The sequence below is a fragment of the Cytobacillus sp. IB215316 genome, from assembly GCF_033963865.1.
GTDB lineage: Bacteria > Bacillota > Bacilli > Bacillales > SM2101 > Nanhaiella > Nanhaiella sioensis.
Genome location: NZ_JAXBMC010000012.1, coordinates 65,995 through 92,006, shown reverse-complemented (window position 1 = coordinate 92,006; position 26,012 = coordinate 65,995). Strand labels below are relative to the sequence as shown.

Here is a 26,012-nt window from a genome sequence, read left to right as displayed (position 1 = left end):
AGGGAGAGGTTTCTCGCATAACATATAGGAAGGTAATTATCTAACGGAAAGATAGGAAGTGAGGAGAGGTTGACGTGATTAAAAAAGCGATCATACCAGCAGCAGGATATGGAACACGTAGTTTACCAATCTCAAAGGTTATTCCCAAGGAAATGTTTCCGATTGGCATTAAGCCCGCCATTCAATACGTAGTGGAAGAAGCAATTGAGTCAGGAATTGAACAAATATTAATGGTTGTTTCTCGATCAAAAAACCTTATCGTTGACTACTTCGACCATTCACTTGAACTTGAAGCATTTCTTGAGCGGAAAAATAAAATGCATTTGATGGATGCTCCTAATATACCTGATATACAAATTCACTATACTCGCCAACCTATTGCGAAAGGTCTAGGGGATGCCATTCGTCTCGGAAAGTCATTTATAAATGACGAGCCGTTTGCTGTGTTATTACCAGATGATATCATTCTCCATAAACATTCACCATGTCTGAAACAATTAATTGATGTATTTACGAAATATAAAGAGAGTGTCATAGGTTTACAAACGGTTGACGAAAAATACTTAAATCAATATGGCGTAATAAAAGGAAAAAAGCATAGTAACGATACTTATAGGTTGACTGATATTGTTGAAAAGCCAAAGATAAACCCACCTTCTCAATTAGCAGTCATAGGTAGGTATGTGTTTACACCAATGATTTTTGAGCAATTGGATAATATTAAACGAGGTATTGGCGGTGAATATCAGTTGACAGATGGCATGAAAGCATTGTTGCAATCAGAAAATATATACGGCAAATTAATAGAAGGAAAAAGATACGATATTGGTAGTATGGATGATTATATGAAATTACTAAATTTTGTTTACAGTGATATAAAAAATGGGTAAAAATGGTAGACTCTTGTCCGTTTCAATTTTAATATAACTTGCATTTACTAAATTAGAAACAGGTATAAATCATACCTTTAAAAATACTACCGAAAGGATGGAAATCGGATGTCAGGTTGTAAATGCAAAGGGAAAAGAGAAAATGAAATTTATTGCGTGAATCCAAATGTTGCAAATTTGTTAGTGAAAACGGCTGGTATGAGTAACTTTACGAATATCGAATTGACTACGCCAATGATACGAGTCACTGAAAAGGATTGGGTTGCCAAAGTGGATACAATGGTTGACCTACAAGTAGTGACCGGTGCTTCAACAGCGAATGAGACTGGAATAGGCGTAACTTACAGAGTTGAACGTATTACTAGTAGTATGGCTACTCCTGTAGTATTATGTGAGTACACTGTTACTGATGACAGAATGAATAGTACTTTTACATTAACACCAAACAATACTGTTTGTGATGAGCCAGGAGTCGGCTGTCATATGTATAGACTTACGATTGAAGATGTTAATACAGCTCTTAATACTGGAATCACCAGTAATTGCCAAAGCTTAAATGTAACAACATTTCAAAAAGGATGAGTTTAAAAAGTAGACTCATTTCGTAAACTTTGTATATATTTTACTATTATTAGAACATATAGAACTTGCCTTAATGGATAGCTCTATCTTGAAAGATGAAAGGATGCCACCTCTTAGTACTAAAAATAACAACATACACGGAAGCTCCATAACTAAGAGAACGTAAGGTAAGGTCACGTTCTCTTAGTTTTTAATTTAGTTGTTAGTAAAATAGTTCTAGCAACCTAATTAATGTAATTTTTTTAACTATACTTTAGTGTTGAATGATAATCTGATTAATGGAGGCAACTCCTTTTTTCAATTCCTGGCTATAAAAGAATGCCTTTACCTTAAATATAGGGACTTTCTGATTTAGGTGATAGGATATATGGAAATTTGCGAAAGATAGTTGTTCTTCTGGTCGGATTTGTTTTGTTCTTACTGGTTTTAACCAATACTCACCATTGTCTTCTACTTTCCTCTTAAGTGTGTCATTTACATAATCCCAAGCTTCTAATTGATATGGGTTGTCGTGGGGGTCATAATTTATATGTTCACCAATCTTACCGCTAATTAAAATGTCATTCGAAGGAGAAGCGAGTAAGCAAATAATCGGCTCATTCACTTCAACGGTACCAATATTTTTAATGACGAATGATCCGAATACTTTTATTGTATTTTCTTTATCCTTTGGTAGCAGTACTGAATATTGAAAATAAGGAATAACGGATACAATTTCGTTGTTGTCAAGCTGATTTTTAGCTGAGAGATACTCTTCTTTAACAGCCTTTAAATCAGCTTCGTACTGCGCAAGTCGCTGCTCAATTTCACGAAACGATTCCTTCATTTGTTTTATCCTCCTTTTGATAAAAGTGCTAACCATAACAAGAAAGTAATTGAAGTCAATATATATGTATGAAAAATAAGATTGTCTAACAAGTGAAAAATATAGTCGTAGTTAAAACTATTTTATGGACGAGTGTTTTCCAAAATAGATTTCGTGGCAGTTTCTTCTATAAAACGATCTTTATCTTCTATTTTAGGAGCTGAAGCAACAAAGTTTATAAAAATGGCCTAAAAAATAAAAGTGCCTTCAAATATAGTAAGGCACTTTCCGTTGATATCGTCAGAACTATGTTAGCTCACAAGTTTGTATCAAGAGGTTATGAAATGTTGTCAACACAACGGAAACAGTTCATCACATTGTGGAGGATTCGCTGGTGGTATGCAATCTAGGTCACACTTAATTTCTCCTCTAGGTTCGCAGAATTGAGCCCAAACTTTCAACACAACATCAAATTTCACCATGATGTTTTGGCAAGATTTAAGACAAACCCAAGTTGTTGCAGAACAAGTAAAAGTTCCATCAGCATTTTGCGTACATGAAATATTCATAATTGGTTCGACTTTACAAGTTTTATGACCCTCTAGTTCAAACGGATCACAGCATACTTCTGTTCCAGGAGGTGCACATAGAAGAACTTCCTCACAAGTAGAAACCATTACTGTGTCAAATGTTACCCAAACCGTTTCTGTCATACCGCTTGCATTCGTCCCTGTTGCTTCTACAGTTATATCAATACAAAAAGTTTTCTTTAACGAGACTTTCCATAAGCGAATTTCTCTGCCGTCATGGTAACATAACACTTCTGTACGATCATCTGGATCTGGCTCTTCACAAGCGATAAGTGACACATCACACATCGTTTTGTCGATTGTTGCCATAGATAAGTCAATTGGAGAATTTGAAGTCGTTAACTGTAATTCTCTGTCTGTAAGCTTTGTTAGTAAAGTGGTCCAGTCATACACTTTACAAACATGTATACATTCTTCCTTCCAAGAATCGTCAAGCTTAATTGCCATACAAATCTTCCTTTCCATAAATTTTGAATCTACTTCATCTTATGAATTGACAGTTAGTATGTGATAAGATAAATGACTATTTTTTTATTTTTGAGCATGTGCACTTAATGATGTAAACATTTAAATTAATGTGCATAAAATGTAGGTAAGGTTAAGTGTAAAAAACATATTTCCTTTTACAAAATTGCACTTATAAAGGGGGGGAGGAACTTGGATAACCATGATATCATTCAAGAAAATGAAGACTTAAAAAAACAATTAGAAGGCTTACAATATATGCATGAAGTATATAAAGAATTAATTCAAATGAACGAGGAACGATTAAATGTAAAGGATGTCAAAAAGTTTAGTGATGAACAGTCAGATAAAAATAAAAATGAAGATGAACAACGAACTCAAAAACAATTATCTGACTTTTATATAAAAATGTCTTCTCAATTTGCAAATGTTGAACAGGACTTGCTTGAACAGTTTTCAATGATTAAAGAAGTATTGAATCAATTAACAGAGCAAAGAGATATGTACGAAAATAAAATACACTCCTTAACAGATACATGTGAAAAATTAGAAGGTATTCAATCAACACTTGTAGATCAACTCGAATCAATAGAACTAAAAAAGAAAGATTATGAAAAGAGGCTGGTGGAAATGGAAAAGGAAAGTGAATCATTACAAGCTGATAATGAGAACCTACGTGGGAAAATCGATCAATTACTTTCAATTATCGCAAACCAACAGGATAATGTACTGCAATTACAAGAAAACAAAAAAGTGGTGGCAGATAAAATAAAGCACGAGGAACAAGGTAGTATAAATGAACAAATCAAGACCTTACTAGAGAAAATCAATAATATGGAACATAAAATTTCTAAGCTAAAACAAGAAGATATTCAACCGCATAGTAATGAAAAAGATGAACAAGAGCTTTTTGAATCAGCTCGCACACAAACCAACCAACCCCAAACAAAATCTGATGTAAGTGTACCTGTTCAGGAACAGGAAGTAAATAATACTTCAAACTTGATTAAGGAAAAAAACGGTCGACAATCAGATTCTATTACTACTACTTCTACTACTACAAATAGCTTTATAAAACTAAGTGAAATTTTACGAAATTCTCCAGAAACTATTGTATTGACTCAAAAAGATCAGGTTGAATCATCACAGCAAAGAACAAGTCATCAAAAAAATGTGGTACCTAAATATAAAATGCCAAGTTTAAAGAATGCAAATTATGTTGATCCGTTAACGCGTCTTAGAAAACAGTCCAACGAAACTAATCAGTCATTAAATCAACAAAAAAAAAAACATAAACCCGAAAAAGCGGTAATAAACCCGGAAAAGCTAAAGATAAAAGGTAAAGAACAACACAATAATGACATGACCCACAAAATAGAAAATGTTGTTGCAGAGGAGAAAATAAGTAAAGAGCAAAGTACAAAAATGACACCTTCAGAGGCTGAACAACTAAGTACTTACGGACATGTGTCTGAAGACATCGCTCAAAATGGAGTAACTCAACATACTGTTTCAGAGAAGTTAGAGACTAATAATTTAATTCATCAGCAGTATAGTGAACAAAACGTTAAGGAAGAAGCTCTAGAAATAGAAGCTAGTAAAGATATGTTAAGTACACAAGATCATGATGACTTTCAACTTAACAGTGCTACGGATTCTGATGTCCAACATACAAACGCTGAGCTTCACCTCAAACATAAGAATAACACAATAGTTGATATTGAAAATCTTCAAGAAGAAGAGAGTAGCATTGATGAACAACAAGTATCTACAAATGAAATTGACATGGAACAACAACATGCCAATACAACCTCTCACCTCGAGCAAAAGAATAATGAAATAATTGATATTGAAAACCTTCAAGTGGAAGAGGTTAGCATTGACGAGCAACAAGTATCTTCTAATGAAATAGACATGGAAAAAGAACAACATGTTAATCAAGCCCTTCATCTAGAACAAAAGGCAAGTAGTGAACAGCTCAAAGAAGAAATGACTAGTAATTCAGTTGTTGAAAATGAAATGGGAAAAAAACAACAGACAATAATTGAATTAAACGTAGAGTCTGATGAAAATTATAATGCAAATGATGAAGTGATGGATCAGAAAAATCAAGGTGATTTAGATGAACAACAACTTGAAAATGTCGATAACGTTCAACATACAACTTACATGAACACTTCAACAGTTAGTTCACAACATGCTCAAGAATCTGATGAAAGTACAGACCAAGTTGAAAATACTGCTGGTACAACAATGCATCATACGATTTATACTAGTAAAGAACAGTTTAAAGATCATGTTGATGAAATAGAGCGAATAGAAACGAGTCTTAGCAATAAGGAACTAGTTAAAAGAAGTGAAGATAAACTATTAAATCATTATTCAACTGACAACCCAAATAATAGCTCTCAAGAAAAGCAAAACAAAAAATCTTGGTTTGTTTCATTCTTAAAAAAAATAAAAATATATAACAAATAGTTTGTGAGATTGCCTCTTTTGCTACAGATGACAAGGTGCCAGAAATGCTATTAAGTCAGCTTTAAAAAATTAAGATAAAGCAAAGGTGAAATGAATGTTAACTGTATTTGAATTCGTTATATTATTTCTTGCAAGCTTTCGGCTTACAAGATTAATCATTTATGACACAATTACAGCATTTCTTCGTAAACCATTTCATGAGGTGATCGAGGAAGAGCAACCAAATGGAGCTATTGTAACGTACATGCAGGTGAAGGGGACTGGGTTACGAGCTTGGATAGGAGAGCTGCTTAGTTGTTATTGGTGTAGCGGTATATGGTGTACGACCTTTTTTTATGTAGGTTATTTGTTCTGGCCTTTTTTATTCAAACCATTAATTTTTATTTTTGCCATTGCAGGCTGTGCTGCCATCATTGAAGTTATTATTTCGAGACTACTTGAGTAGAGAAAGAGCATTAATTGCTCGTTTTCACTACAACAGATTTATTTGTTAAGCATATAATATTGCACAAAGAATTTGGAGGTGTTTTGGTGAAAAAAATCATAATGAAGCCAGTAAATAAACCTTCACAAGGTAAATACGTAGCTTCCCCACCTCCTGCGACTCCTGTTTACAAAAAAACTGGTGGTTGTGGTTGTGGGAAGAGAAGATAGTCTGATAAAGCTTAACATAAAGTGTATGAGTTATGAGTGAATGAGGTGGAGTGATTTCTAGCTTATTTAACAAATTTAAGAAATATTTGTAATATGTTGTTGTCGTATATGAGCTTTATTACTATTATTTCATAATTCTCTAGAAAAAATGTTACTAAACGCTTGTTACTATAGGTGAGAAAAACAACTGTCAAAGCAAAAATATTCAAAATATAAATTAGTTAGATCTGTTTAATTGAAAAGCCTATACACTAATATCATATATTGCATATGTTAGAAGCGAGTAAAGATTTTTTCTCAGGAGGGTAGAAAATGGCAGAAAAAAAACGGAAACCGAAAGAAATTCATGTAGAAAATTTAATCATTAAGGCAAATGAAGTAATTATCCAAGATGAAGGTAGTAAGTCACAACAGCCACAGGAAGAAAGAAGGCCTTTCCGTGATCCTTGGGGATTTCGTCCAAGAAGACAACAAGAAGTAGCAACTGAAGAAGCAGATGAAACAGCAACTGATACAGAAGAAGTAAATGAAGATGACCAAAGTACTGAAGAGGAAAATGTTGAGCAACCCCAACAAAGAAGACCGTTTTCTTGGTTTTAATTTTGAAACAGAGCTCCTTACAAGAGCTCTGTTTTACTTTATATGAAGGCATGATGGTAAAAAAAGTTATTATAAAAAATGCGTAAACGATACAAGATAAGCAGTGAAAAGAAATTTCCAGCATAGGAGGACATTATTTTGACTGTTGCAACACAAGTTAAGCAGACGATAGCTGGTTTAAAAAGTGCACAAGCGAGCTTTGAGCAATTTGCATTACAAACTGAAAATCAACAAGCTAAACAATTATATGAGCAAGCTGCACAGCAGGCACAACAAATTGTAGACCTTGTCAATCCACGCATGCAAGAAATTGAACAAGAGGAACCTCAGTACAGGCAATAAAGGTTGGTTGAATACCAGCCTTTTTTAGAAGAAGTGCTTGAACATACTAATTAAGCATTACATAAAGAATGGATTGGTTTTGAATGAGAAAAAGTAGACTGCTTTTTTTAATGATCATTACCATAATAGCATCAAGCTGTACAATGACGGAAAAAGAGTCAAACGAAGATAACCAAATGATAACAAAATTAAGTAGCACATCAAAGGAAAGGCCTCCCGAACAAATTGTGATTGATCAAACAATTTCACAAAGAGTTATGAAGGAAATAGTAAAACAGGATAGGATTACGCAAGCTATTGCTGTAAATATTGATGAAGAAGTTGTCGTTAGTTTCAAGGTGAAACATGTTCACAGATGGTTTCTAGCTGATATAGAAGCGAAAGCAAAAAAAGCGTTAAAAAAAGAGTTTCCAGATTACAAAATTACCGTTTCTAGGGACTTAAAAATCTTCATTGAATTGACGCGGCTTAAAAAGAAAATTGATGAAGATAAGCTTGATAAAAAGAAAGCTGAAAAAGAATTAAATGACATAACTTTATTATCAAAAGAAGAAGCTTAAAAGGTGGTGAGATATGGTGGCAAATAATAAACTAAAAAACTTGACACCAACACAACAGGAATATCAACAATTTGAGAAGGTAAGAGAGACGAAGCGTCCTGTTTTGATGAATTGTATAAAAGCTTTTTTCGTAGGTGGATTTATTTGTATCATTGGTCAAGTGATTCAACTTTTTTATATTTATCAATTTAATTTTACCGAGCAAACCGCTGGACATCCTACAGTCGCAACAATGGTTTTTATATCGATGCTTTTAACTGGTTTTGGAGTTTATGATAGGATTGCACAATTTGGAGGTGCCGGAAGTGCAGTTCCGGTTACAGGATTTGGTAATGCAGTTATTTCTGCGTGTATTGAGCATCGTACGGAAGGTTTTGTGCTTGGTGTAGGAGGGAATATGTTTAAGCTTGCAGGATCAGTTATTCTGTTTGGTACATTTTCCGCATTTGTCGTTGGATTAATTAAAACGATTGTTACACAATGGGGTGGCCTATAAATGCTGAAAGGTCATCGTACATGGGTGTTTAATCATAAGCCTGTCATCATATCAACAGGTACCGTAGGTGGACCATTCGAAGCAAACGGGAAGCTAGCGGATCATTTTGACTTATTACACGAAGATTTGTGGCTTGGTGAGGACTCTTATGAAAAAGCTCACAAAATATTATTTGAAGAAGCATGTTTTAAAACTCTTGAAAAAGCTCATTTACCAAAGGACAAGGTACAGTTTGTTATAGGTGGTGATTTAATTAACCAAATGACTCCCACAACATTTGCAACACAGTCTATTGGTGCACCATACTTAGGTGTTTTTAGTGCTTGTGCAACTTCAATGGAAGCATTAGCATTAAGTGCTTTTCTTGTAAATTATCAAGGTGCAAATTACGTGTTAACTGGTGCTACAAGTCATAATTCTGCCGTGGAAAAACAATTCCGTTATCCTACCGAATATGGAGGACAAAAGCCTCCAACAGCACAGTGGACTGTAACTGCATCAGGTGCTGCATTAGTGAGTAAAGAGGGGAAAGGACCGCGAATTACTTCAGCTACGATAGGAAGAGTCGTTGACATGGGTTTAACTGATCCTTTTAATATGGGCGGAGCAATGGCACCTGCAGCTGTTGAAACGATAGAGGCTCATTTTCAGGATATGAATATTAAACCAGATCATTATGATTTAATTATTACAGGTGATTTAGCACATATTGGAAGAGAGATTTCGCTCGATCTATTAAAAAAACATGGACTAGCTATCGAAGATCATAAGTACCAAGATTGTGGTCTACTTATCTATCGGGAGGGTCAGCCTGTATTGGCAGGCGCAAGTGGGGCAGGTTGTTCAGCTTCAGTTACGTACGGTTATTTACTTAATCGTATGAAAGCAGGTGAACTGAAAAGAATACTCGTCATTGCTACAGGTGCATTACTATCTCCTCTTTCATTTCAACAAGGAGAAACAATTCCTTGCATAGCGCATGCAGTAGCCATAGAGAATGGAGATGAGAATGAATGATTGCAACTTTCTTTTGGGCCTTTGTGATTGGTGGCTTAATATGTGTTATCGGACAAATTATGTTTGATGTGTTTAAGTTAACTCCTGCACATACTTTAAGTATATTAGTTGTTGCTGGAGCCATACTTGATGGCGTTGGTTTATACGAACCTTTTATTGATTTTGCAGGTGCAGGTGCAACTATTCCGATTACAAGCTTTGGGAATTCTCTCGTTCACGGTGCGCTACAAGAAGCTGAAAAACATGGCATCATAGGAGTGCTGACAGGTATGTTTGAAGTAACTAGTGCGGGGATTTCGGCAGCTATCATATTCGGATTTATCGGAGCGTTACTCTTTAAACCAAAAGGATAGGAGGTGATAGATATGACCGTTGGATCACAAGTAAAGCAAAGCTTAGCAAGTTTAAAGGGTATTCATGCAGGATTACAAAGTTTAGCACTAACATCAGTAGAGGGTGAGGCTAAACGTAATTTTCATGAAGCGATGCTATTAACTGAAGACATTATTGAAGAAATCAAAGTACGTGTAGGAGAGTTAGAAGGGGAAGAGCCTCAATATAGAGGTTTTTAATATTTACGAGAAGGAGCTAACACTATGCTTGATTGGATAGAGGTTGTCATCCGTTCTTTTTCAATCATTATTGGTTTATTTGTCATCACAAAAATATTAGGGAAAAAGCAATTATCCAAATTATCATTTTTTGAATATATAGTTGGGATTACAATTGGTGATATTGCCGGAACTCTCTCGATGGATCTTGGCCTAAACGTCATGCATGGATTAATAAGCATTTTTATTTGGTCAATGTTTCCTGTAGCTATTTCATTCCTATCTTTACATAATAAGAAGTTTAGAGATTTCGTAGAAGGAAACTCTACAGTTTTCATTAAGAACGGAAAAATCATGGAGGATAACTTAAAAAAGGAAAAATATACGCTAGATGAGCTATTAGAGCAACTGAGGAAGAAAGACGTCTTTAAATTTGCTGATGTTGAATTTGCTACATTAGAAACGAATGGAGATTTAAGCGTTTTACTAAAAAAGGAAAAGCAGCCACTTTCAGTTGAGGATGTTATTAATAATCCTCCTGCTATAAAGGAGCCGCAAACTGTTGTTATGGATGGGCAAATCTTTGATGAGCCCCTTACGACGATAGGCTTAAATAGAAGGTGGTTAAAGGAAGAACTAGACAAAAAAGGAGTAGCTATAGAAAATGTGTTTCTTGCACAGGTCGACTCCTATGGACAGCTTACCATAGATGTTTATGACGATAAAATTGAAATTCCTAAACCACAAGCAAAGCAATTGCTATTAGCCTCTATAAAAAAATGTGAAGCAGATTTTGAATTGTTTGCACTACAAACTGAAAATCGTACAGCAAAAGACATGTATGCTAGAAATGCACAAAAGCTTCAAGACATGCAGATAAAATTAACAGCATATTTGGAGCACTAAAGCAGTAGGTTTGAGTTCATGATACACCACATAATTTCACTCAAAAAAAAAGCGCCTTATGAAGATAAGGTCTATGCAGATAGGCGCTTGTACGATCCCGTTAATATTCTATATCTTCATAATCTTTAGGCTGTGGAGAAGGTTGGTTTGGGCTTTTTGTGTTTGTTTGTTGAATAAATTCTTTTTCTTGGTCCACTTTACTATTACTTTTTTTATTATCCTGTAATCGATCCATTATATGAGCAACCCCTTAGTAAGCATTACTTGTAGTATGAGAAGAACAACAAAATATATACTACAATAAAGCCACTGCATAAATTCTGCAATGGCTCTACTCATTATTATTCATTTAGAAATTGTCTTACTTGTTCAGGTGTTTTAGCATTTGCACTATGCAGATGACTAAGTTTGTCACCATTTTTAAATATTAGCAAACTTGGAATTCCCATTACATCATATTTTTCCGCTAGTTCAGGGAAATCATCTTTATTTATCTCGAACCAGTTTAATGAAGGATTTTCGTCAATAATTTCACCGATAAACATGTCCATACGTCTGCAATCTGGGCACCAATTTGTATAAAATTTGATGATAGATTTTTCGTCCCTCGCTGTAATATCGTTGAACTGATCAAGTGATGTGATTTTCTCCATGTATGATCTCTCCCTTTCATAATTAAATGACTTATTCAATGTACCATAAATAGATAAGATAAAGAACAAATTTGATTTGTGTTTGTTCTTCCCCCAAAGTATATCCTTAGATGGGTAGATTGTATGTAAGCTGTCTTACTGAAAAAGAGTAATGATGTCATTAGAATTGACATTATAAGGAGGGAATGAAAGTTGACAACGGTTTTATATACAATGGATGGGTGTTCATCTTGTCAGTATACAAGGAGTTTTTTACGAAAGAAAAATATACCATTTACAGAAAAAAATATTTTTCATCATAAAGAGTATTTACTTGAGTTACAACAACTCATTAATGAAATAACATTACCAATATTACATCTAGATGATAAAGTGATTATTGGTAAAGACATTTTGAAAATGTTTCCTACAACGTAGATGAGGTTTTAATAAATTGTTAATATATTCGTTATATATTCATAAGGTTCTTTTTTTAATCTTTGATTAAGGTTGTTGTCGTTAATTGTGTTGGAACAACAATGCAAATTGTGGGCAATTAAGATAATCTAGTTAAAGAAAGGTGCCTTTGTGCATGCCCAACGCCCTATTCAGAGTGATAATAGTCTATGCGATAATAGCATTTAACAAGGCTCTTTCCATAAACTTTCTTACTATTGGTACTAAATTAGGGCAGTAAGAAGTGAATTGTTATCATGTTACTGGCTAAAAATCAAACTGGGTTTTTACGTATTTTTATCTTTGTTCTAACAAATCGAAGAGTAAAGAGTAATTGACAATGCACTATTACTTAATAGTTGTACATTGGTAAATGTAATGTGAAGCTACTCTACTATAATGAAAAGCTTACACATAGTGGTAGTGTAATAGCTCCGGCTCTTTTTGTGAACTTTGTTGCTATTGTTATCAAATTAGCACTATAAAAAGTTTATATGTTAGTCATCGTTGTAAAGAAGAAAAGATGCCAAGAACTCTTGTAGTGTGCGTGTTTTTTAAAAAATACGAAAAACAACAACATATGTGAAAACAGCCATAAGCTAACAGGAAAATCAGGGAGAATACCGAGTAAGATCCTCCTTGAAAGTGAAGATATTATATTTTTCTAGGAGGACAATATATGAAAAGTTTGAAGGGTTTATCAATTATTTTTCTCTTTCTACTATCTGCTTGTAACAACAATCAACCTAACCGACACGGAGCTGAGAATTTACTTCAGCAAGAATGGAAAGATATTATTGAACTTGCCAGTGGTACAGAAGTGAATATATTTATGTGGGGTGGAGATGAAGGGATTAATTCTTACATTGATGATTGGGTAGCACCTAGACTACTTGAGAATCATGACATTATTTTAACCCGCACACCGATGGATACAGAGAATATTCTTCAAAAATTGTTAACTGAAAAAAAAGCAGGCAAAGACTCAGGAACAATTGATGTTATATGGGTTAATGGTGAAAATTTTAAAAATGCTAAAGAAAATGAGTTATTACTAGGAGCATTTTCTAATAAGCTACCGAATGTCCAGCAATATGTCGATTTAGAAAGCTTAGATGTGCAATATGATTTTGGTACATCGACAGAAAACATGGAAGCACCATGGGGGAAAGTACAATTTGTATTAGCTTACAATTCAGCAAATATAGCTGAACCACCAAGAACTTTTGAGGAACTAAAGGTGTGGGTGCAGGAGAACGAAGGAAAATTCACATATCCAGAAGCGAGTGACTTTACAGGTAATGCGTTTTTACGCCATTTAATGTATGAAGCAGCAGGTGGAGTAGATCAATTGTTATCTCGAAGCTTTGATGAGCAATATATTTATACTCAAAGTCAAGAAATGTGGACTTATTTACGAGATATTAAACCTTTTCTATGGAGATCAGGAGAAACTTACCCTCAAGATTTAGCTGCATTAGATCGATTGTACAGTGATGGTGAGGTATGGATGACAATGGGCTATAATGAAGCACGTGTTGAGAGCTTGATCGAAAAAGGGATCTTTCCAGATTCAACAAAAACATTTGTGTTTGACTCTGGGTCGATTGGGAATACACATTTTTTAACGATTCCATACAACAGTCCTAACGTGACAGGGGCAATGGTTGCAATTAATTATTTATTATCACCTGAAGCCCAACTAAAGAAAATGGAGCCTTCTATGTGGGGAGAGAATATGGCACTAGACCCTACAAAGCTTTCCGAGGACTTACAAAAGCAATTACGACATGTCAACAGAGGGGATTCTGTACTATCTTCAGAAGTCTTGAAGGATCACTTATTACCAGAAGTAGATTCTCTATATGTGAATTGGGTGAAGGAGACATGGCAAAATGAAGTGGTACAAACGCCATAACAAGACATTATTATTATTTTTTCCTGTGACGTTGTTCTCAATTCTCTTGATATCGTATGGAGTTCTTCACGGAATTATTGAATCGTTACAGTCGACTGATGGTGGAGTATCACTGCAAGTATATCAAGAGCTATTTAGCAATACAGTGTTTATACAATCAATCAAGTTTAGTTTAAGAGTAACAATGGTATCAACTGTCATGTCATTAATAATTGGCCTTATTAGTGCAAAGTTTATTTATCATTTGTTGCAAAAAAGTCACTTAAAGTTACTCGTATGGCTGCCGATGATTTTTCCACATTTCGTTGCAGCTTACATGGTATTTAGTTTATTTTCATCTAGTGGTATTATTGCTTCTATTTTTTACTCAGTTGAGCTAATTAGTGATCAAAGTCAATTTCCAGTATTGACAATGGATCGAGATGGTTTAGGTATAATGATGACTTATATATGGAAGGAAGTTCCCTTTGTAATTCTCATGCTCATTCCTGTTTTTTATGAAATTGACAATCGCTATGAGGATGTTGTACGTACTCTTGGTGGCAATAGTTGGAATGTATTTTGGACAGTCGAATGGAAATGGCTTCTCCCAGTTATCATTGAGACATTTATTATCTTGTTTGCGTTTATCATAGCAGCTTACGAAGTACCCTTTCTAGTTGGAGCAACAAACCCGAAAATGATTGCAATTATTGCTTATCAGTGGTTTTTCGAAGGTGATTGGAGTAATCGTCCGCTTGCACTCGCTGCTTTTATTTGTATAACTTTACTTATTTTGGTCACAACAGCTGTAAGTTTTATGAGTATACAAAGGCTCAGAACAAGGCTTATAAGAGGAAAAATATAATGACAAAGCTCACTAAAAATATCGGATTACTTATTATGATATCCCTTGTATGTTTACCAGTTTCCTTAATTGTAGTAAATAGCTTTGCATACGGTTGGCGTTTTGGTCAAGTTGTACCTGAACATTTTTCGGCTAGAGGCTGGATGACATTGTTTAAAGATCAAAAACTGATTGAGGCGCTTCACACGACTATAAAAATTGGAATAGGTGTATTAATTCTAAACTTTATCATTGCGTTTCCTGCTGCGAAAGGGCTAGCACAAAAGAATTTTTTTGGTAAATCAATGTTTGAAACACTGCTATTACTTCCTATTCTAATTCCAAGTTTAGCAGTAGCAATGGGATTACACATTACTTTTATTAAAGTGGGGTTAGCCGACCATTGGTTAGGTGTGACAATTGTTCATTTAATTCCAACCGTTCCTTATACTGTTAGAATTTTAAGAGCTGGATACGAACGTATTGGAGTGAAATGGGAAGAACAAGCTAAATCGTTAGGTGCATCACCGTTAAAAATATTTCTTACGATTACTTTACCATTACTATCTGCTAGTGTACGTACCGCGTCATTTCTCGTATTTGTCATTTCGTTAAGTCAATACGTTTTAACAGCACTTATCGGAGGTGGTACGGTAGTGACGTTAGCGACGATTTACTACCCTTATTTTACTACAGTAGATGATGCGGTAATTGCTAGCTTTTCTATTCTATTTGCGATCCTCCCTATCGTGTTTATATTATGTATTGAACTAGTCTTAAGAACAGTTATATATATTGCTAAAAGATAAAGAGGTGCTATGAAATGGATGAATCATTTGTATCTTGCATAAACGTGTCAAAGCAGTATGGTAATACTTCAGTAATTGACGACATTAATTTTCAACTTGATAAAGGAGAGATACTTAGTTTAGTTGGACCATCTGGTTCAGGAAAAACAACGATACTCCGCAGTATTGCGGGGTTAGAGCAAGTATCTACAGGAGAAATATGGGTAGATGGTATAAATGTAACTCATGTGAAAGCGGAAAATAGACCTATTGTCATGATGTTTCAGCAGGCCCTCCTTTTCCCCCATTTAACAGTACTTGAAAACGTCATGTACGGTGCAAAAAAGCTGTATAACCAAAGAAAAAATCGAATATATCATGCGAGACAGCTTCTAGAAAAAATTGAATTAATACATTATGAAAAGAAATATCCTTATGAGTTGTCAGGTGGCCAACAACAACGTGTTGCATTAGGACGGGCATTAATGACTAAACCGAAGCTGTTATTATTAGATGAACCATTTAGTAGCTTAGACCCTCAACTGCGTTCATCAATAAGAGAATGGATCGTTTCACTATTGCAGAAAGAAAATATTACGACAATTTTTGTTACACATGATAAAGAAGAAGCTATGACAATTGGGAATCGGGTGGCGATTGTTATGGATAATAAAATCCAGCAATTAGGTGCGCCACTAGATGTTTACAATCATCCTGTAAACGTGGAAGTAGCTAGATTTTTCAGTGATGGTCTTATCACAGATCATAACAAGTTTATACCTATCCAAGACTTGGAATTGCTTCCGAGCAATAATCAAATTGATCAGCACAAGCTAGCCTTTAGTGGAAAGGTAATGAATAGATTTATCAAACATGGCCAACTTTTTGATCAAATAGAAGTAGATCAAATAAATAAAAGTGTAACCGTTCCTTCAAACAGTCGTGTGAAAATAGGAGAAAAAGTAAAGCTAGTGACTAACCGAAGTAACGTACACACATTCCTTGCTTAGAAGTGTATTTTTTATGCTGTTTTCACAATAACTTTTGCTTTTCAAAGAGGCTGTTTTCTTATAGAATGTTGCTTTTCATACTAACAAATAAGCACGTATACAACTAGGTTTCGGAGCATCTTTTCAATTTTAGTAACTAGCAACAAAATTTACGAAAAGAGCTTTTTTAAAAATGAAATGAACGGAGGAAGCAAATGAAAAAGCAAACGATCGTAAAAATCATATTATTAATAGCTGTTCTTATTACTTTAATATGGATCAATAACAACTATTTAAATATTACTCCGACGTTAATAAGAGAATGGATATTATCATTTGGACTGTTTGCGCCAGTTATTTATGTCATTTTATATACTGTACGTCCACTTATCCTTTTTCCAGCATCTATTCTTTCGTTAGCTGCTGGCTTAGCTTTTGGTGCTGTTAATGGCACGATTTATACAGTAGTAGGAGCAACATGTGGTGCCGCTTTATCATTTTGGGTTGCCCGTAAGCTAGGAAAAAATATTAGTAATAAAGAATGGACTGGAAAGGCGAAGTCTATTCAAACTCAAATAGGAAAACAAGGCTTTATATATGTCTTATTGTTACGCCTGTTGCCAATTTTTAATTTCGACATGATTAGTTATATCGCAGGTATTTCAAAGGTTCGGTTTAAAGATTTTGTCTTAGCAACGTTTATTGGTATTATTCCTGGAACATTTGCTTATAACTTTTTAGGCTCAAGCTTTGCTCATGGAGATATGAAGATTGTTATGATTGCAGTTATCGTATTTCTACTCGCATTAATTATTCCGATTTTTACAAGTAAGAAGCTTAAAAAAAGATTAGGTTTAACGAAGTAATCAATTTCAATTAATTAACGGAGGTGTAATCATGCTTGATACACATGCGAGAAAGTACGTACAGCCTATCTTTCAAAGATCGGCAAAAGGTTTGTTGAAATTAGGTTTGTCTGCAAATCAAACAACTGTGATTTCGTTTGTTATTGGTATAACGACTGGTGTTTTTATTTATTTTGATTATACCGTATTAGCACTGGTCGCTTTATGGACTTCTGGTTTTTTAGATGCAGTTGATGGCACAATGGCACGACTAACTAAACCATCGCCATTTGGTACGGTCCTAGATGTAACATTCGATCGCATTGTAGAGATTAGTGTTATTTTAGGATTGGCATTTCGTTACCCTGAAGCGATGTGGAGCCTTTTATTATTAAGTGTTTCAATCATTGTTGCAATGACAATTTTCTTAACAGTCGGTGCAGTCACAGAGAAAGAAGGCATTAAATCTTTTTATTACCAACCTGGTTTAGCAGAGCGAACAGAAGGATTTTTACTTTTTTCAGCAATGATGATATTTACGAATGTGCTTGTATGGTTGACATTGCTTTTTCTAGTGATTGAAATTTTTACAACAGTTCAGCGGTTATTAGAAGCAAAAAGAATTTTATCATAAGGTGGAGAGAGAGCAGTGAAAAAATACGACCTAGTAGTTATTGGTGGCGGTGCAGGTGGACTAACAGTCGCAGCGGGTGCTAGTTCATTAGGTGCAAAAGTAGCGTTGATTGAAAAGGAAGAACAGCCTGGTGGAGATTGCTTGCATTATGGCTGTGTTCCATCGAAAGCATTAATAGAGTCAGCTAAGATCGTACATCATGCGAAAACGCAAACTGATCAATTCGGACTTCAATTACAAGGGAAACCATCGCTAGACGCAGCAATGACAAGAGTAAAAGTAGCAATTAATACGATAGCAAAACATGATGATGCCGATAGATTTCGGAGTATGGGAGTAGACGTATATATCGGTATCGGAAGCTTTCGATCCTCTCACGAAATCGAAATTAGTACAGGAGAAGTTGTGTACGGAAAGAGAGTTGTCATATCTACTGGATCAAGGCCGTTTATTCCACCAATCAAAGGAATCAATGATATTGATTATATAACGAATGAAACAATCTTTTCTTTGAAAGAAGCTCCTGGTCGATTATTGGTCATTGGTGGAGGTCCTATTGGTTTAGAGCTTGCACAATCTTTGGCTCGCTTTGGTAGCGAGGTTACTGTAGTTGAGAGAAGTGAGATGCTGTTATCAAAAGAAGATGAAGAAATCGTTCCGTATGTACAAAAACATCTTGAAGATGAAATGACGATTTTTACGAATGCAACAGTAGAAGAGGTTAGTAAACAGTCTGGACATATATCCGTTTCTATAAAAAAGGATGATGGTCAGGTACAGTTACAAGTAGACCAAATTCTCATTGCCTCTGGAAGAACTCCAAATACAGCAAAGCTAAATTTATCAGCTGCGGGTGTCCAAGTTAATCAACGCGGCACTATTGTCGTAGACAACTATTTACGAACAAATATTAAACATATATTTGCGGTTGGGGATGTGAATGGAAGGTTTCCATTTACACATGTAGCCGGTATGGAAGGTAAGTTAATCGTACAAAATGCTGTGTTAGGAATCTCAAAAAAGGTCAATTATGATAACGTCCCATGGGTAACTTATACTGATCCAGAGGTGTTTCATCTAGGGTTGACTGAGAGGGAAGCAAAAGAGACATATGGAGATATTTCGGTATTCTCTCAACCTCTGGCTGATGTAGACAGGTTTGTAAGTGACCATAACACAAATGGCATGGTTAAAATTATTGCGAATAACAAAGGTAAAATAATCGGTGCTCATGCAGTAGGTGCAGGTGCAGGAGATTGGATGCAAGAAATCGTGTACGCAAAACAATATAAACAAAAAATTGGCTCAGTTTCTCAAGTTATACATCCATATCCAAACCATGCTGCAGCTGTACAGCGGACAACTGATTTGTATTGGCGTGAAAAGCTGTTTAATAGCTCGTTACCGAAAATTACAGAAAAGTATATAAAATGGTTTCGATAGTGTAATGAATATGTACAATTATAATTTATTGAACAACCTGCATTCATCACGAATATATTATGGTAACTTTACAGGAAATGAGTGATGAATGTGCCAGATTTTTGGAAGGAGTTAGCAAAATTTCTATCAGATATTACAGGAGAAGCTGAAACAAACGAAAAACCACCTCCTAAAGTTGATCAGTGGGCAAGGGAGCTTGATTCAGATTTAGGTAAACTTGACAATACAAGTGATTCTTTTTGGAGAAAATTTGAGAATATGATGGAAAAGGGAGAAAGGTACTTTGAGCAAAAGCAAAATGAAATAGATAGGAAGTTTTAAACAACCTATATCTTTTTCTCGTATATTTAGTATCAATTTTCACTACATGAGAACAGCTAACTGAATTCATAAATTTTAATGTCTCAGTATCAAAAGCATCTTAAAAGTGTAAACAGCAAATATTAAAGCCTCTTTTTACATTCTTTACATCAACTTATAAAATTCCTAGACATCTCCGCGTTTATCCATATCGTTATTTGACTAGTCATCATACAGTAATAGTGATGATATACAGGGAGGTGTTAAAAGGGTATGTATTGCGGATCTGGTTGTTATGGATATCCTGGTTATGGATATGGTGGACCATACGGTGGGTCGTCATTTGTATTACTTGTAATATTGTTTATCCTATTAATAATCGTAGGTGCGACCGTATTTATGTATTAGTTTAAAGGTTGGAAAACACTAATGGTAAGTAAGTCCATTAGAAGCTACCTCTTTTAGGTTATATATAAGACGTACCTTTATAAAAAGCATCAAAACGGATGAGATAAAAAATCTCATCCGTCTATTATTATTTTAACATTTATTTTGCTCTTCCTCTTGCTAGAAAACAAATTGCTGTTTTCGTATGGAATGTTGTTTTTATTCTAAAGAATAATCACGTATACAATTAGGTTTTCGGGTAGCCTTTTCTTTTCTAAAGATTATAAAAATCCTATCATCAGCAACACAAATGTAAGACAAAAATGCACTAAAAGCTTTAAATCCACGAATACAACTATTTTGTTTTCTAATTGAATCGCTGTAGCAACAAAAAAATTATATTAGCCCTCTTTATAGGTACTGACTATTAATGTGTTTGTTTACATTGTCGACATGGATTGCTAATGAACGAATTCCTTTCTTTAGAAACCCTTCTTTCTTAAGCTGGCTTATGATTGTACTTGTTGTCTCACGAGTCGATCCGACCATTGTAGCAATATCCTGGTGTGTAAGTTTCATTTCAATTGTTTGCCACTCGTTTTTTCTTTTTCCGGATTTTTCACTAAGTTTCAGTAATAAATATAAGACACGATATTTTACATCGCCGAGTGCTATTTTTTCACTCATTTCGTAAACATCTTTTAACCGAGCAGAAAGTATTGAAATAAACTTCAAGGCAATTTTCGGGTTTTTCTCGATAAATGATTCAAATTCTGATTTCCCCATCACACATAAATATGTGTCAGTCATTGCTTGTGCATATACTTGGTCATCTATAAGAGAGAGGGTAGATGTTTCACCGAAAATATTTCCATCAGTTAAAATATCTAACGTAAACTCTTTTCCTTGTGCATTCATACGATATAGGCGAACTTGTCCCTTTTTTAAAAAAAACAAAGCTTTTATCGGAAGATTAGGATCTATGATAATTGTTCCTTTTTTGACTGGCTTCATCGAACTTAATTCATCAATTACTTGCAACTCTTCATTTGATAATTCTTCTAACAAACTAATTTGAGATAAGAACAATAATTTATCCATGTGAGTCCCACTTTCCTTTGAAAGTATATTTTCTAGTATACAAAAATTTTGATGATACGAACAGAACATTTATAGTGACGGTCACACCTGAGCATATCAAGTCATATGATATATCACGTTAGGAGGCTTAGGGATGGATAATAATTTATTTAAAAATATTGAGAAGAAAACAGGAGTTAAAATGAAGGATGTTTTCGAATTAGCCAATTCAGTACAACATGCAAACTTCCAAGATGAAAAACAAGTTAGGCAAATTGTGAAAAGAGTAGCTGAGTTAGCTAGACGTGACGTTCCAAAAGAACTTGAGGATAAAATCGTCAGTTCTATTATTAATGATGGGAAAAAGATTGATTTTGGAACGATAGCGAATATGTTAAACAAGAAGTGACTTCCTTCAAGCTAAACTAACTTTACGTTCAGGTGGGCAACAAGCTCCACCTGATTTTAAGTTGTAACTATTTAATGAGTAATGATCCTCATCAATAATTAAACTCCCTTCCAGTTGGAAGTTTTTTTGTTTTATTCCTAGCATACTTTTATAACATCATTCAAAGAGGTTGAGACAAAGGGAGGTAACGGATTTTTACTAAATCTTAAATAAGTTTTCTTTATAGTTGTTCTACGTCCTTTCCTAACTTATAGTTGAAAACTTGCGCGCTTATTAATAATTATATTTTAGTGACGACGAAATTTTTTGACACACATAATTTTCATTAGTTATAGAGCACGTATGAGCATTTTTCTTTGTAAATTTTGTTTTATACTAAATTACGGCGTGTAGTAGTGGCGTTATAGTTTATGCGTATCGAATAAGAAAAGGTTATATTTGTATCGATATATGTTTACATATTTTTTAATCAATAGAAACCAATTTTTATTTAGTTATATTATCGAGCTAGAGTTTACATGTATAACCTCACATATACAAGTGCAGCTTAGTGTGCGATTTATTCCTTGTGTATTATTTCTCTACATGAAATTGTGAAAACCTGTGTCAACTCCCCAATATTTGAATAAAATAGCATAGAAAAATATAAGGGAGGTATGAACTGTTGAATCATTATTATCCACATATGCATAACCAGATGCACAATCCAATGCACGGAAATGTCATGCCTTGGCATGGGAATATGATGCCTTGGAACGGTAACGTCATGCCAGCGCATGAAAATGTAATGCCGATGTATGAGAACGTCATGCCAGCGCATGAAAATGTAATGCCAATGTATGAGAATGTGATGCCAGCGCATGAAAATGTAATGCCAATGTATGAGAATGTGATGCCAGCGCATGAAAATGTGATGCCAGCGCATGAAAATGTGATGCCGATGTACGGTAACGTCATGCCAGCACAAGAAAATGTAATGCCGATGTATGAGAACGTCATGCCAGCACAAGAAAATGTAATGCCGATGTACGAGAACGTCATGCCAGCACAAGAAAATGTAATGCCGATGTACGAGAATGTCATGCCGGCACAAGAAAATGTAATGCCGATGCAAGAGAACATCATGCCAGCACAAGAAAATGTAATGCCAATGCAAGAAAACGTCATGCCAGCACACGAGAAAGTAATGCCAGCTCACAGTCCCGAAGAAATGAAGGACTTCTGTAGAAAGTATAAGCACCACTTTGTCTGTGTAGAAATGAAAGATGGACGCCATTATGACGGAATTATTGTAGGTACGCAAGGAGATTCAGTAGTGATGTTAGTTCCAATGGGGGAAGTTGCGAACAGAGATGAGCAACAACAATTTGTTAACGACCCTAATGGAGGATTTGGCTACGGTTTTGGTGGTTTTGGAGGCTATCCACGAAGATTCCGTAGATTTGGTCGTTTTGGATTTCCTTTCTATGGAATAAGACGCTTCGGCTTCCCGTTCTTTTATTAACGCAGTGCTCACATAGTTTATCTTAATGTAAGGAGTAAGAAATAATTATACCTTCATCTAGCTGTGTATATCTAATTCAGGAATATTAACAAAGGTGTATGTATAAGGTAAAAGATATAAATATTGATGAAATTAAGAGGACTGATGTGTCCTAGAATATGAAGGTAACCAAGTGCATGTTTAAAGAACGAAGAGCTAGGATGACTAGATCACTAGCTCTTTTGGTTTCTTTTCAAAACTATAAGCTCTTAGATGACGACTAAGTATTACAGCTCCAATGACTACCTCCTAGGTGGATAAGACAAAAGGTGCTCAAGTGATAACTATATTGCTTTCAAGCACAATTGAGCTGCTGCGTATTGGTAGTTGCTCAATCAAATGTTTGTAATCTCTGGTTGTATTCACATTTAAAAGTATTTTTCGTACTAAGAAATAAACAAGATGAAACTAGATTTCGTAGCAGTTGTTATTTTTATTTAGAACCATGAAAATCGCATAAAGTCTTGTTCAATGGTAGTCATTTTATAAATGACAAAAAAGTTTAAAAAGCTTATTATCTTATTATTGAAGCTAAGAAACGTGAACGCTTAGCTTTTTTACCACGTCGCATATGAGGTATAGACAAGTATAAAGAGTCTTGCGCACGTGTCATTGCAACATATAATAAGCGTCGCTCTTCCTCAAGGATACGAATATCGCCATTTCGAAACGATTCTAATGCATAATCGTGTGGAAGGCTACCGTCCACAGCCCCTAACACGTATACGTTTTTATACTCTAACCCCTTCGCTCGATGGATAGTTGATAAAGTAATTGCGTTGTTATATTGCTTACTAAGTTCCTTCATTTCTTTATTCATTGCAATCATGTGATCAATGTGCTCAATGAGTTGGGGAAGATTTGTAAATTTCTTAGCAACAACCTTTAAGTCACGTACATCATCTGACCCTCTTTCAATAGCATTGCCTTCATTCCCTCTTTTTTTAACAAATTCAGCAAAGCCCATCTCTTTTTCGATTTTTTCTATAGCTTGGATAGGTGGTAGGTTAGCTAACGTTTTAAACAAAGGAACTATTTTTTGTAACTTTCTTTTTTGAAAAGGTTGGACATTTTGAAGGTATGCTAGTCCATCTACAAATGAACAATCTTCTAATATAGTAATTGCTTTCAAATCTTGATAGATTGATTGCTTTAAAAACTGTGCAGTTAAGATATCCCGAATAGCATTGCTATTATTTGGGTCTAAGCTTAAGCGTAAATGTGCAACTAAGCTTTTAACAGTTCTCTTTTGATAAAAAGATTCACTATCCTGTTCAATAATGAAAGGTAAGCTAGACTGTGTCAACCTCTCAAATATGGCTCTAGAAGCGGAGTGGGTTCGATAAAAGATCGCAAAATCATTTGGCCCTGCCCCATTTGCAATTTTTTCTTTTAAATCAGTGACAATCATTGTCGCTTCCTCTTCTTCATCATAAGGATAAAAAACAGTTGGTACATGTTGATTATTATTTTGTGATATCATATTTTTTTGATGACGAATACTATTCTCTGATATTACCGTATTTGCACTTTGGACAATATGATGTGTAGAACGATAGTTTTCTGCTAATATAACTGTTTTGCAATTAGGATAATCTGTAGAGAAATGTAAAATAAACGATGGGTCACTTCCTCGAAAGGCATAAATAGATTGATCATCATCCCCAACTACACAAAGGTTTTTCGTATGATTTGAGAGCAATTGAATGATCTTGTATTGGGCTTTATTAATATCTTGAAATTCATCGATTAAAAAATAGTGGAAGCGTTGCTGATACTTTTTTAACAGTTGTTCATTATGTTGGAAAAGCTGTAAGCAACCAACAAGCATATCGTCAAAGTCGAATAATGATTTTTCCTTTTTCAATTGTTCGTAGCGCAAATATAAAAATCCTAGCTTTTCTTCCCATTCGTCTGTAGGTTTTATATCCATCGGTTCCAACAATGTGTTTTTCCAATAACTAATTTTTTGAAGGGCTTCATCGTAAGCAAACTGCTTTTCATCTAAATTGATTTCCATCCCCGCTTGTTTAACAAGCTGTTCTCTTTGCCATTCCCATTTGATGAGTTTGTCGCTTTGCCATTGCTCAGGGGTGTGGTGTAGAAGAATTTTGTAAAAAATACTATGGAAAGTTCCTATTACCATGCGACTGATCGTTGCTGATGATATCCCGTAAGAAAGTAGGCGTTGTTTCATTTCTTTTGCCGCTTTAGTTGTAAATGTAACGAGTATCATGCTAGCTGGATCTACTTTTTTATCTTTAATCATATAGAGTGTTCTTGTAGTTAAGACACGAGTCTTTCCACTCCCAGCACCAGCAAGAATAAGAAGTGGACCTTCTGTATGCTTTACCGCATCCCATTGTAATGAATCTAGCTGAATGTTGGTTGCGTATTTAACGTACTCTTTTGTTGTATCATTTTTAAATGTTTGGATTGCTTTTACGGTTTTTGCAGGCTGCCATATCATTTGCTTTTCCAAGACCGTTGATGAAATAGTACGTGATTTTGGTATGCGAAATCCATTTTGTTCAACAAAATTAAAAGTGCTATCAGCTTCGTTTTCTTTTGGTTGATGAACTGGTACCACCTTGACGTTTTGACAGGATGTCGTTTTGTGATAAAAATGTGGTTGCTTTGACATGCCTAGATATAATCGGACTTCTGCGCCACAATCTTTACACGTAATTTCTCCTCGAAGACTATTTTCATAGAGGCGCTGGAGATTTTCTCTATGCTGAGAATCTAGTTCAATAAGGCGATCATGATGTATTGCACAGTCCATGAAGGACCCTCCTAATGACTTGTATATTTTTAACCTTTCTA

General features: G+C 34.8%; 31 protein-coding genes. 25 read left to right on the top strand and 6 right to left on the bottom strand.

All coding sequences use genetic code 11. The annotated features are described in order from the left end of the window. Positions 1-74: 74 nt before the first annotated feature. Both SLH48_RS17105 and SLH48_RS17100 read left to right on the top strand, forming a co-directional pair. Positions 75-890, top strand: a complete 816-nt coding sequence (locus tag SLH48_RS17105) for a UTP--glucose-1-phosphate uridylyltransferase (RefSeq protein ID WP_320259144.1) — start codon at positions 75-77, stop codon at positions 888-890. A 108-nt stretch (positions 891-998) separates the two neighbouring features. After that, entirely contained in the window at positions 999-1,472 is a 474-nt protein-coding gene (locus SLH48_RS17100) for a hypothetical protein (RefSeq protein ID WP_320259143.1), read from the top strand. A 253-nt stretch (positions 1,473-1,725) separates the two neighbouring features. On the opposite strand, the gene SLH48_RS17095 is transcribed toward SLH48_RS17100, so the two are convergent. Together SLH48_RS17095 and SLH48_RS17090 are read right to left on the bottom strand one after the other, a co-directional pair. Further along, positions 1,726-2,298 (bottom strand): hypothetical protein, encoded by a 573-nt coding sequence (locus SLH48_RS17095; RefSeq protein ID WP_320259142.1) that lies wholly within the window; start codon positions 2,296-2,298, stop codon positions 1,726-1,728. A gap of 329 nt (positions 2,299-2,627) precedes the next feature. Beyond that, complete coding sequence (locus tag SLH48_RS17090; RefSeq protein WP_320259141.1) at positions 2,628-3,314, bottom strand: hypothetical protein; 687 nt, start codon at positions 3,312-3,314, stop codon at positions 2,628-2,630. 210 nt (positions 3,315-3,524) lie between these two features. On the opposite strand from SLH48_RS17090, the gene SLH48_RS17085 reads away from it, so the two are divergent. The 11 genes from SLH48_RS17085 (at position 3,525) to SLH48_RS17035 (ending at position 10,936) form a co-directional block, all read left to right on the top strand. Beyond that, positions 3,525-5,810 (top strand): hypothetical protein, encoded by a 2,286-nt coding sequence (locus SLH48_RS17085; RefSeq protein ID WP_320259140.1) that lies wholly within the window; start codon positions 3,525-3,527, stop codon positions 5,808-5,810. 94 nt (positions 5,811-5,904) lie between these two features. After that, complete coding sequence (locus SLH48_RS17080) at positions 5,905-6,255, top strand: DUF1360 domain-containing protein (RefSeq protein WP_320259139.1); 351 nt, start codon at positions 5,905-5,907, stop codon at positions 6,253-6,255. A gap of 86 nt (positions 6,256-6,341) precedes the next feature. Beyond that, positions 6,342-6,464: a hypothetical protein gene (locus tag SLH48_RS17075; RefSeq protein ID WP_284730468.1), complete on the top strand. Its 123-nt coding sequence runs from the start codon at positions 6,342-6,344 to the stop codon at positions 6,462-6,464. 312 nt (positions 6,465-6,776) lie between these two features. Next, positions 6,777-7,064, top strand: coding sequence for a hypothetical protein (locus SLH48_RS17070; RefSeq protein WP_214483319.1), 288 nt, complete (start codon positions 6,777-6,779; stop codon positions 7,062-7,064). Between the two features lie 138 nt (positions 7,065-7,202). Continuing rightward, the gene (locus SLH48_RS17065) at positions 7,203-7,406 is read left to right on the top strand and encodes a DUF1657 domain-containing protein (RefSeq protein WP_214483320.1); all 204 of its coding nucleotides are present in this window, start codon (positions 7,203-7,205) and stop codon (positions 7,404-7,406) included. Between the two features lie 83 nt (positions 7,407-7,489). Further along, the gene (locus tag SLH48_RS17060) at positions 7,490-7,966 is read left to right on the top strand and encodes a hypothetical protein (RefSeq protein ID WP_214483321.1); all 477 of its coding nucleotides are present in this window, start codon (positions 7,490-7,492) and stop codon (positions 7,964-7,966) included. A 13-nt stretch (positions 7,967-7,979) separates the two neighbouring features. Further along, the gene (gene spoVAC, locus SLH48_RS17055) at positions 7,980-8,462 is read left to right on the top strand and encodes a stage V sporulation protein AC (protein ID WP_214483322.1); all 483 of its coding nucleotides are present in this window, start codon (positions 7,980-7,982) and stop codon (positions 8,460-8,462) included. Further along, positions 8,463-9,479: a stage V sporulation protein AD gene (spoVAD, locus tag SLH48_RS17050; RefSeq protein ID WP_320259138.1), complete on the top strand. Its 1,017-nt coding sequence runs from the start codon at positions 8,463-8,465 to the stop codon at positions 9,477-9,479. Then, a complete protein-coding gene (spoVAE, locus tag SLH48_RS17045; protein ID WP_214483324.1) occupies positions 9,476-9,832 on the top strand; it encodes a stage V sporulation protein AE in 357 nt (118 codons plus the stop codon). The genes spoVAD and spoVAE overlap by 4 nt, the downstream gene beginning before the upstream one ends. A gap of 12 nt (positions 9,833-9,844) precedes the next feature. Beyond that, a complete protein-coding gene (locus SLH48_RS17040) occupies positions 9,845-10,051 on the top strand; it encodes a DUF1657 domain-containing protein (RefSeq protein ID WP_214483325.1) in 207 nt (68 codons plus the stop codon). 24 nt (positions 10,052-10,075) lie between these two features. After that, positions 10,076-10,936, top strand: a complete 861-nt coding sequence (locus tag SLH48_RS17035) for a DUF421 domain-containing protein (protein ID WP_320259137.1) — start codon at positions 10,076-10,078, stop codon at positions 10,934-10,936. A gap of 100 nt (positions 10,937-11,036) precedes the next feature. Here SLH48_RS17035 and SLH48_RS17030 read toward each other — a convergent pair whose 3' ends face one another. Next, complete coding sequence (locus SLH48_RS17030) at positions 11,037-11,171, bottom strand: hypothetical protein (protein ID WP_284730469.1); 135 nt, start codon at positions 11,169-11,171, stop codon at positions 11,037-11,039. Positions 11,172-11,277: 106 nt separating this feature from the next. Further along, on the bottom strand, positions 11,278-11,589 hold the full coding sequence (locus SLH48_RS17025) for a thioredoxin family protein (RefSeq protein ID WP_214483327.1): 312 nt from the start codon (positions 11,587-11,589) through the stop codon (positions 11,278-11,280). Positions 11,590-11,781: 192 nt separating this feature from the next. Here SLH48_RS17025 and SLH48_RS17020 point away from each other — a divergent pair, with 192 nt between their 5' ends. The 10 genes from SLH48_RS17020 (at position 11,782) to SLH48_RS16975 (ending at position 20,175) form a co-directional block, all read left to right on the top strand. Further along, a complete protein-coding gene (locus tag SLH48_RS17020) occupies positions 11,782-12,006 on the top strand; it encodes a glutaredoxin family protein (RefSeq protein WP_214483328.1) in 225 nt (74 codons plus the stop codon). A 697-nt stretch (positions 12,007-12,703) separates the two neighbouring features. After that, on the top strand, positions 12,704-13,942 hold the full coding sequence (locus SLH48_RS17015; protein ID WP_320259136.1) for an ABC transporter substrate-binding protein: 1,239 nt from the start codon (positions 12,704-12,706) through the stop codon (positions 13,940-13,942). Further along, a complete protein-coding gene (locus SLH48_RS17010; RefSeq protein WP_320259135.1) occupies positions 13,920-14,789 on the top strand; it encodes an ABC transporter permease in 870 nt (289 codons plus the stop codon). Before SLH48_RS17015 ends, SLH48_RS17010 begins: the two co-directional genes overlap by 23 nt. Continuing rightward, on the top strand, positions 14,789-15,577 hold the full coding sequence (locus tag SLH48_RS17005; RefSeq protein ID WP_320259134.1) for an ABC transporter permease: 789 nt from the start codon (positions 14,789-14,791) through the stop codon (positions 15,575-15,577). The genes SLH48_RS17010 and SLH48_RS17005 overlap by 1 nt, the downstream gene beginning before the upstream one ends. Positions 15,578-15,591: 14 nt before the next feature. Beyond that, positions 15,592-16,566, top strand: a complete 975-nt coding sequence (locus tag SLH48_RS17000; RefSeq protein WP_320259133.1) for an ABC transporter ATP-binding protein — start codon at positions 15,592-15,594, stop codon at positions 16,564-16,566. Between the two features lie 194 nt (positions 16,567-16,760). Then, complete coding sequence (locus SLH48_RS16995) at positions 16,761-17,411, top strand: TVP38/TMEM64 family protein (protein ID WP_320259132.1); 651 nt, start codon at positions 16,761-16,763, stop codon at positions 17,409-17,411. A 31-nt stretch (positions 17,412-17,442) separates the two neighbouring features. Further along, on the top strand, positions 17,443-18,024 hold the full coding sequence (locus SLH48_RS16990) for a CDP-alcohol phosphatidyltransferase family protein (protein ID WP_320259131.1): 582 nt from the start codon (positions 17,443-17,445) through the stop codon (positions 18,022-18,024). A gap of 15 nt (positions 18,025-18,039) precedes the next feature. Further along, positions 18,040-19,467, top strand: coding sequence for a dihydrolipoyl dehydrogenase family protein (locus SLH48_RS16985; RefSeq protein WP_320259130.1), 1,428 nt, complete (start codon positions 18,040-18,042; stop codon positions 19,465-19,467). Positions 19,468-19,551: 84 nt separating this feature from the next. Further along, a complete protein-coding gene (locus SLH48_RS16980) occupies positions 19,552-19,788 on the top strand; it encodes a hypothetical protein (protein ID WP_214483336.1) in 237 nt (78 codons plus the stop codon). 252 nt (positions 19,789-20,040) lie between these two features. Next, on the top strand, positions 20,041-20,175 hold the full coding sequence (locus SLH48_RS16975) for a YjcZ family sporulation protein (RefSeq protein ID WP_214483337.1): 135 nt from the start codon (positions 20,041-20,043) through the stop codon (positions 20,173-20,175). Positions 20,176-20,565: 390 nt separating this feature from the next. Here the strand turns inward: SLH48_RS16975 and SLH48_RS16970 are convergent, their stop codons facing one another. Further along, complete coding sequence (locus SLH48_RS16970) at positions 20,566-21,255, bottom strand: Crp/Fnr family transcriptional regulator (RefSeq protein WP_320259129.1); 690 nt, start codon at positions 21,253-21,255, stop codon at positions 20,566-20,568. 133 nt (positions 21,256-21,388) lie between these two features. On the opposite strand from SLH48_RS16970, the gene SLH48_RS16965 reads away from it, so the two are divergent. Both SLH48_RS16965 and SLH48_RS16960 read left to right on the top strand, forming a co-directional pair. Further along, positions 21,389-21,643 (top strand): stage VI sporulation protein F, encoded by a 255-nt coding sequence (locus tag SLH48_RS16965; RefSeq protein ID WP_214483339.1) that lies wholly within the window; start codon positions 21,389-21,391, stop codon positions 21,641-21,643. Positions 21,644-22,307: 664 nt separating this feature from the next. Continuing rightward, a complete protein-coding gene (locus tag SLH48_RS16960; protein WP_320259128.1) occupies positions 22,308-23,147 on the top strand; it encodes a hypothetical protein in 840 nt (279 codons plus the stop codon). A gap of 553 nt (positions 23,148-23,700) precedes the next feature. Here SLH48_RS16960 and SLH48_RS16955 read toward each other — a convergent pair. Continuing rightward, positions 23,701-25,971, bottom strand: coding sequence for an ATP-dependent helicase (locus tag SLH48_RS16955; RefSeq protein WP_320259127.1), 2,271 nt, complete (start codon positions 25,969-25,971; stop codon positions 23,701-23,703). Positions 25,972-26,012 lie beyond the last annotated feature (41 nt).

What these genes read in the sequence shown, in the direction of transcription:
- SLH48_RS17100 (WP_320259143.1), top strand. Translation starts at nt 999, where the DNA reads ATGTCAGGTTGTAAATGCAAAGGGAAAAGAGAAAATGAAATTTATTGC.
- SLH48_RS17095 (WP_320259142.1), bottom strand. Translation starts at nt 2,298, where the DNA reads ATGAAGGAATCGTTTCGTGAAATTGAGCAGCGACTTGCGCAGTACGAA.
- SLH48_RS17090 (WP_320259141.1), bottom strand. Translation starts at nt 3,314, where the DNA reads ATGGCAATTAAGCTTGACGATTCTTGGAAGGAAGAATGTATACATGTT.
- SLH48_RS17080 (WP_320259139.1), top strand. Translation starts at nt 5,905, where the DNA reads ATGTTAACTGTATTTGAATTCGTTATATTATTTCTTGCAAGCTTTCGG.
- SLH48_RS17070 (WP_214483319.1), top strand. Translation starts at nt 6,777, where the DNA reads ATGGCAGAAAAAAAACGGAAACCGAAAGAAATTCATGTAGAAAATTTA.
- SLH48_RS17060 (WP_214483321.1), top strand. Translation starts at nt 7,490, where the DNA reads ATGAGAAAAAGTAGACTGCTTTTTTTAATGATCATTACCATAATAGCA.
- spoVAC (WP_214483322.1), top strand. Translation starts at nt 7,980, where the DNA reads ATGGTGGCAAATAATAAACTAAAAAACTTGACACCAACACAACAGGAA.
- spoVAD (WP_320259138.1), top strand. Translation starts at nt 8,463, where the DNA reads ATGCTGAAAGGTCATCGTACATGGGTGTTTAATCATAAGCCTGTCATC.
- spoVAE (WP_214483324.1), top strand. Translation starts at nt 9,476, where the DNA reads ATGATTGCAACTTTCTTTTGGGCCTTTGTGATTGGTGGCTTAATATGT.
- SLH48_RS17040 (WP_214483325.1), top strand. Translation starts at nt 9,845, where the DNA reads ATGACCGTTGGATCACAAGTAAAGCAAAGCTTAGCAAGTTTAAAGGGT.
- SLH48_RS17035 (WP_320259137.1), top strand. Translation starts at nt 10,076, where the DNA reads ATGCTTGATTGGATAGAGGTTGTCATCCGTTCTTTTTCAATCATTATT.
- SLH48_RS17030 (WP_284730469.1), bottom strand. Translation starts at nt 11,171, where the DNA reads ATGGATCGATTACAGGATAATAAAAAAAGTAATAGTAAAGTGGACCAA.
- SLH48_RS17025 (WP_214483327.1), bottom strand. Translation starts at nt 11,589, where the DNA reads ATGGAGAAAATCACATCACTTGATCAGTTCAACGATATTACAGCGAGG.
- SLH48_RS17015 (WP_320259136.1), top strand. Translation starts at nt 12,704, where the DNA reads ATGAAAAGTTTGAAGGGTTTATCAATTATTTTTCTCTTTCTACTATCT.
- SLH48_RS17010 (WP_320259135.1), top strand. Translation starts at nt 13,920, where the DNA reads ATGAAGTGGTACAAACGCCATAACAAGACATTATTATTATTTTTTCCT.
- SLH48_RS17005 (WP_320259134.1), top strand. Translation starts at nt 14,789, where the DNA reads ATGACAAAGCTCACTAAAAATATCGGATTACTTATTATGATATCCCTT.
- SLH48_RS17000 (WP_320259133.1), top strand. Translation starts at nt 15,592, where the DNA reads ATGGATGAATCATTTGTATCTTGCATAAACGTGTCAAAGCAGTATGGT.
- SLH48_RS16995 (WP_320259132.1), top strand. Translation starts at nt 16,761, where the DNA reads ATGAAAAAGCAAACGATCGTAAAAATCATATTATTAATAGCTGTTCTT.
- SLH48_RS16990 (WP_320259131.1), top strand. Translation starts at nt 17,443, where the DNA reads ATGCTTGATACACATGCGAGAAAGTACGTACAGCCTATCTTTCAAAGA.
- SLH48_RS16980 (WP_214483336.1), top strand. Translation starts at nt 19,552, where the DNA reads ATGAATGTGCCAGATTTTTGGAAGGAGTTAGCAAAATTTCTATCAGAT.
- SLH48_RS16975 (WP_214483337.1), top strand. Translation starts at nt 20,041, where the DNA reads ATGTATTGCGGATCTGGTTGTTATGGATATCCTGGTTATGGATATGGT.
- SLH48_RS16970 (WP_320259129.1), bottom strand. Translation starts at nt 21,255, where the DNA reads ATGGATAAATTATTGTTCTTATCTCAAATTAGTTTGTTAGAAGAATTA.
- SLH48_RS16965 (WP_214483339.1), top strand. Translation starts at nt 21,389, where the DNA reads ATGGATAATAATTTATTTAAAAATATTGAGAAGAAAACAGGAGTTAAA.
- SLH48_RS16955 (WP_320259127.1), bottom strand. Translation starts at nt 25,971, where the DNA reads ATGGACTGTGCAATACATCATGATCGCCTTATTGAACTAGATTCTCAG.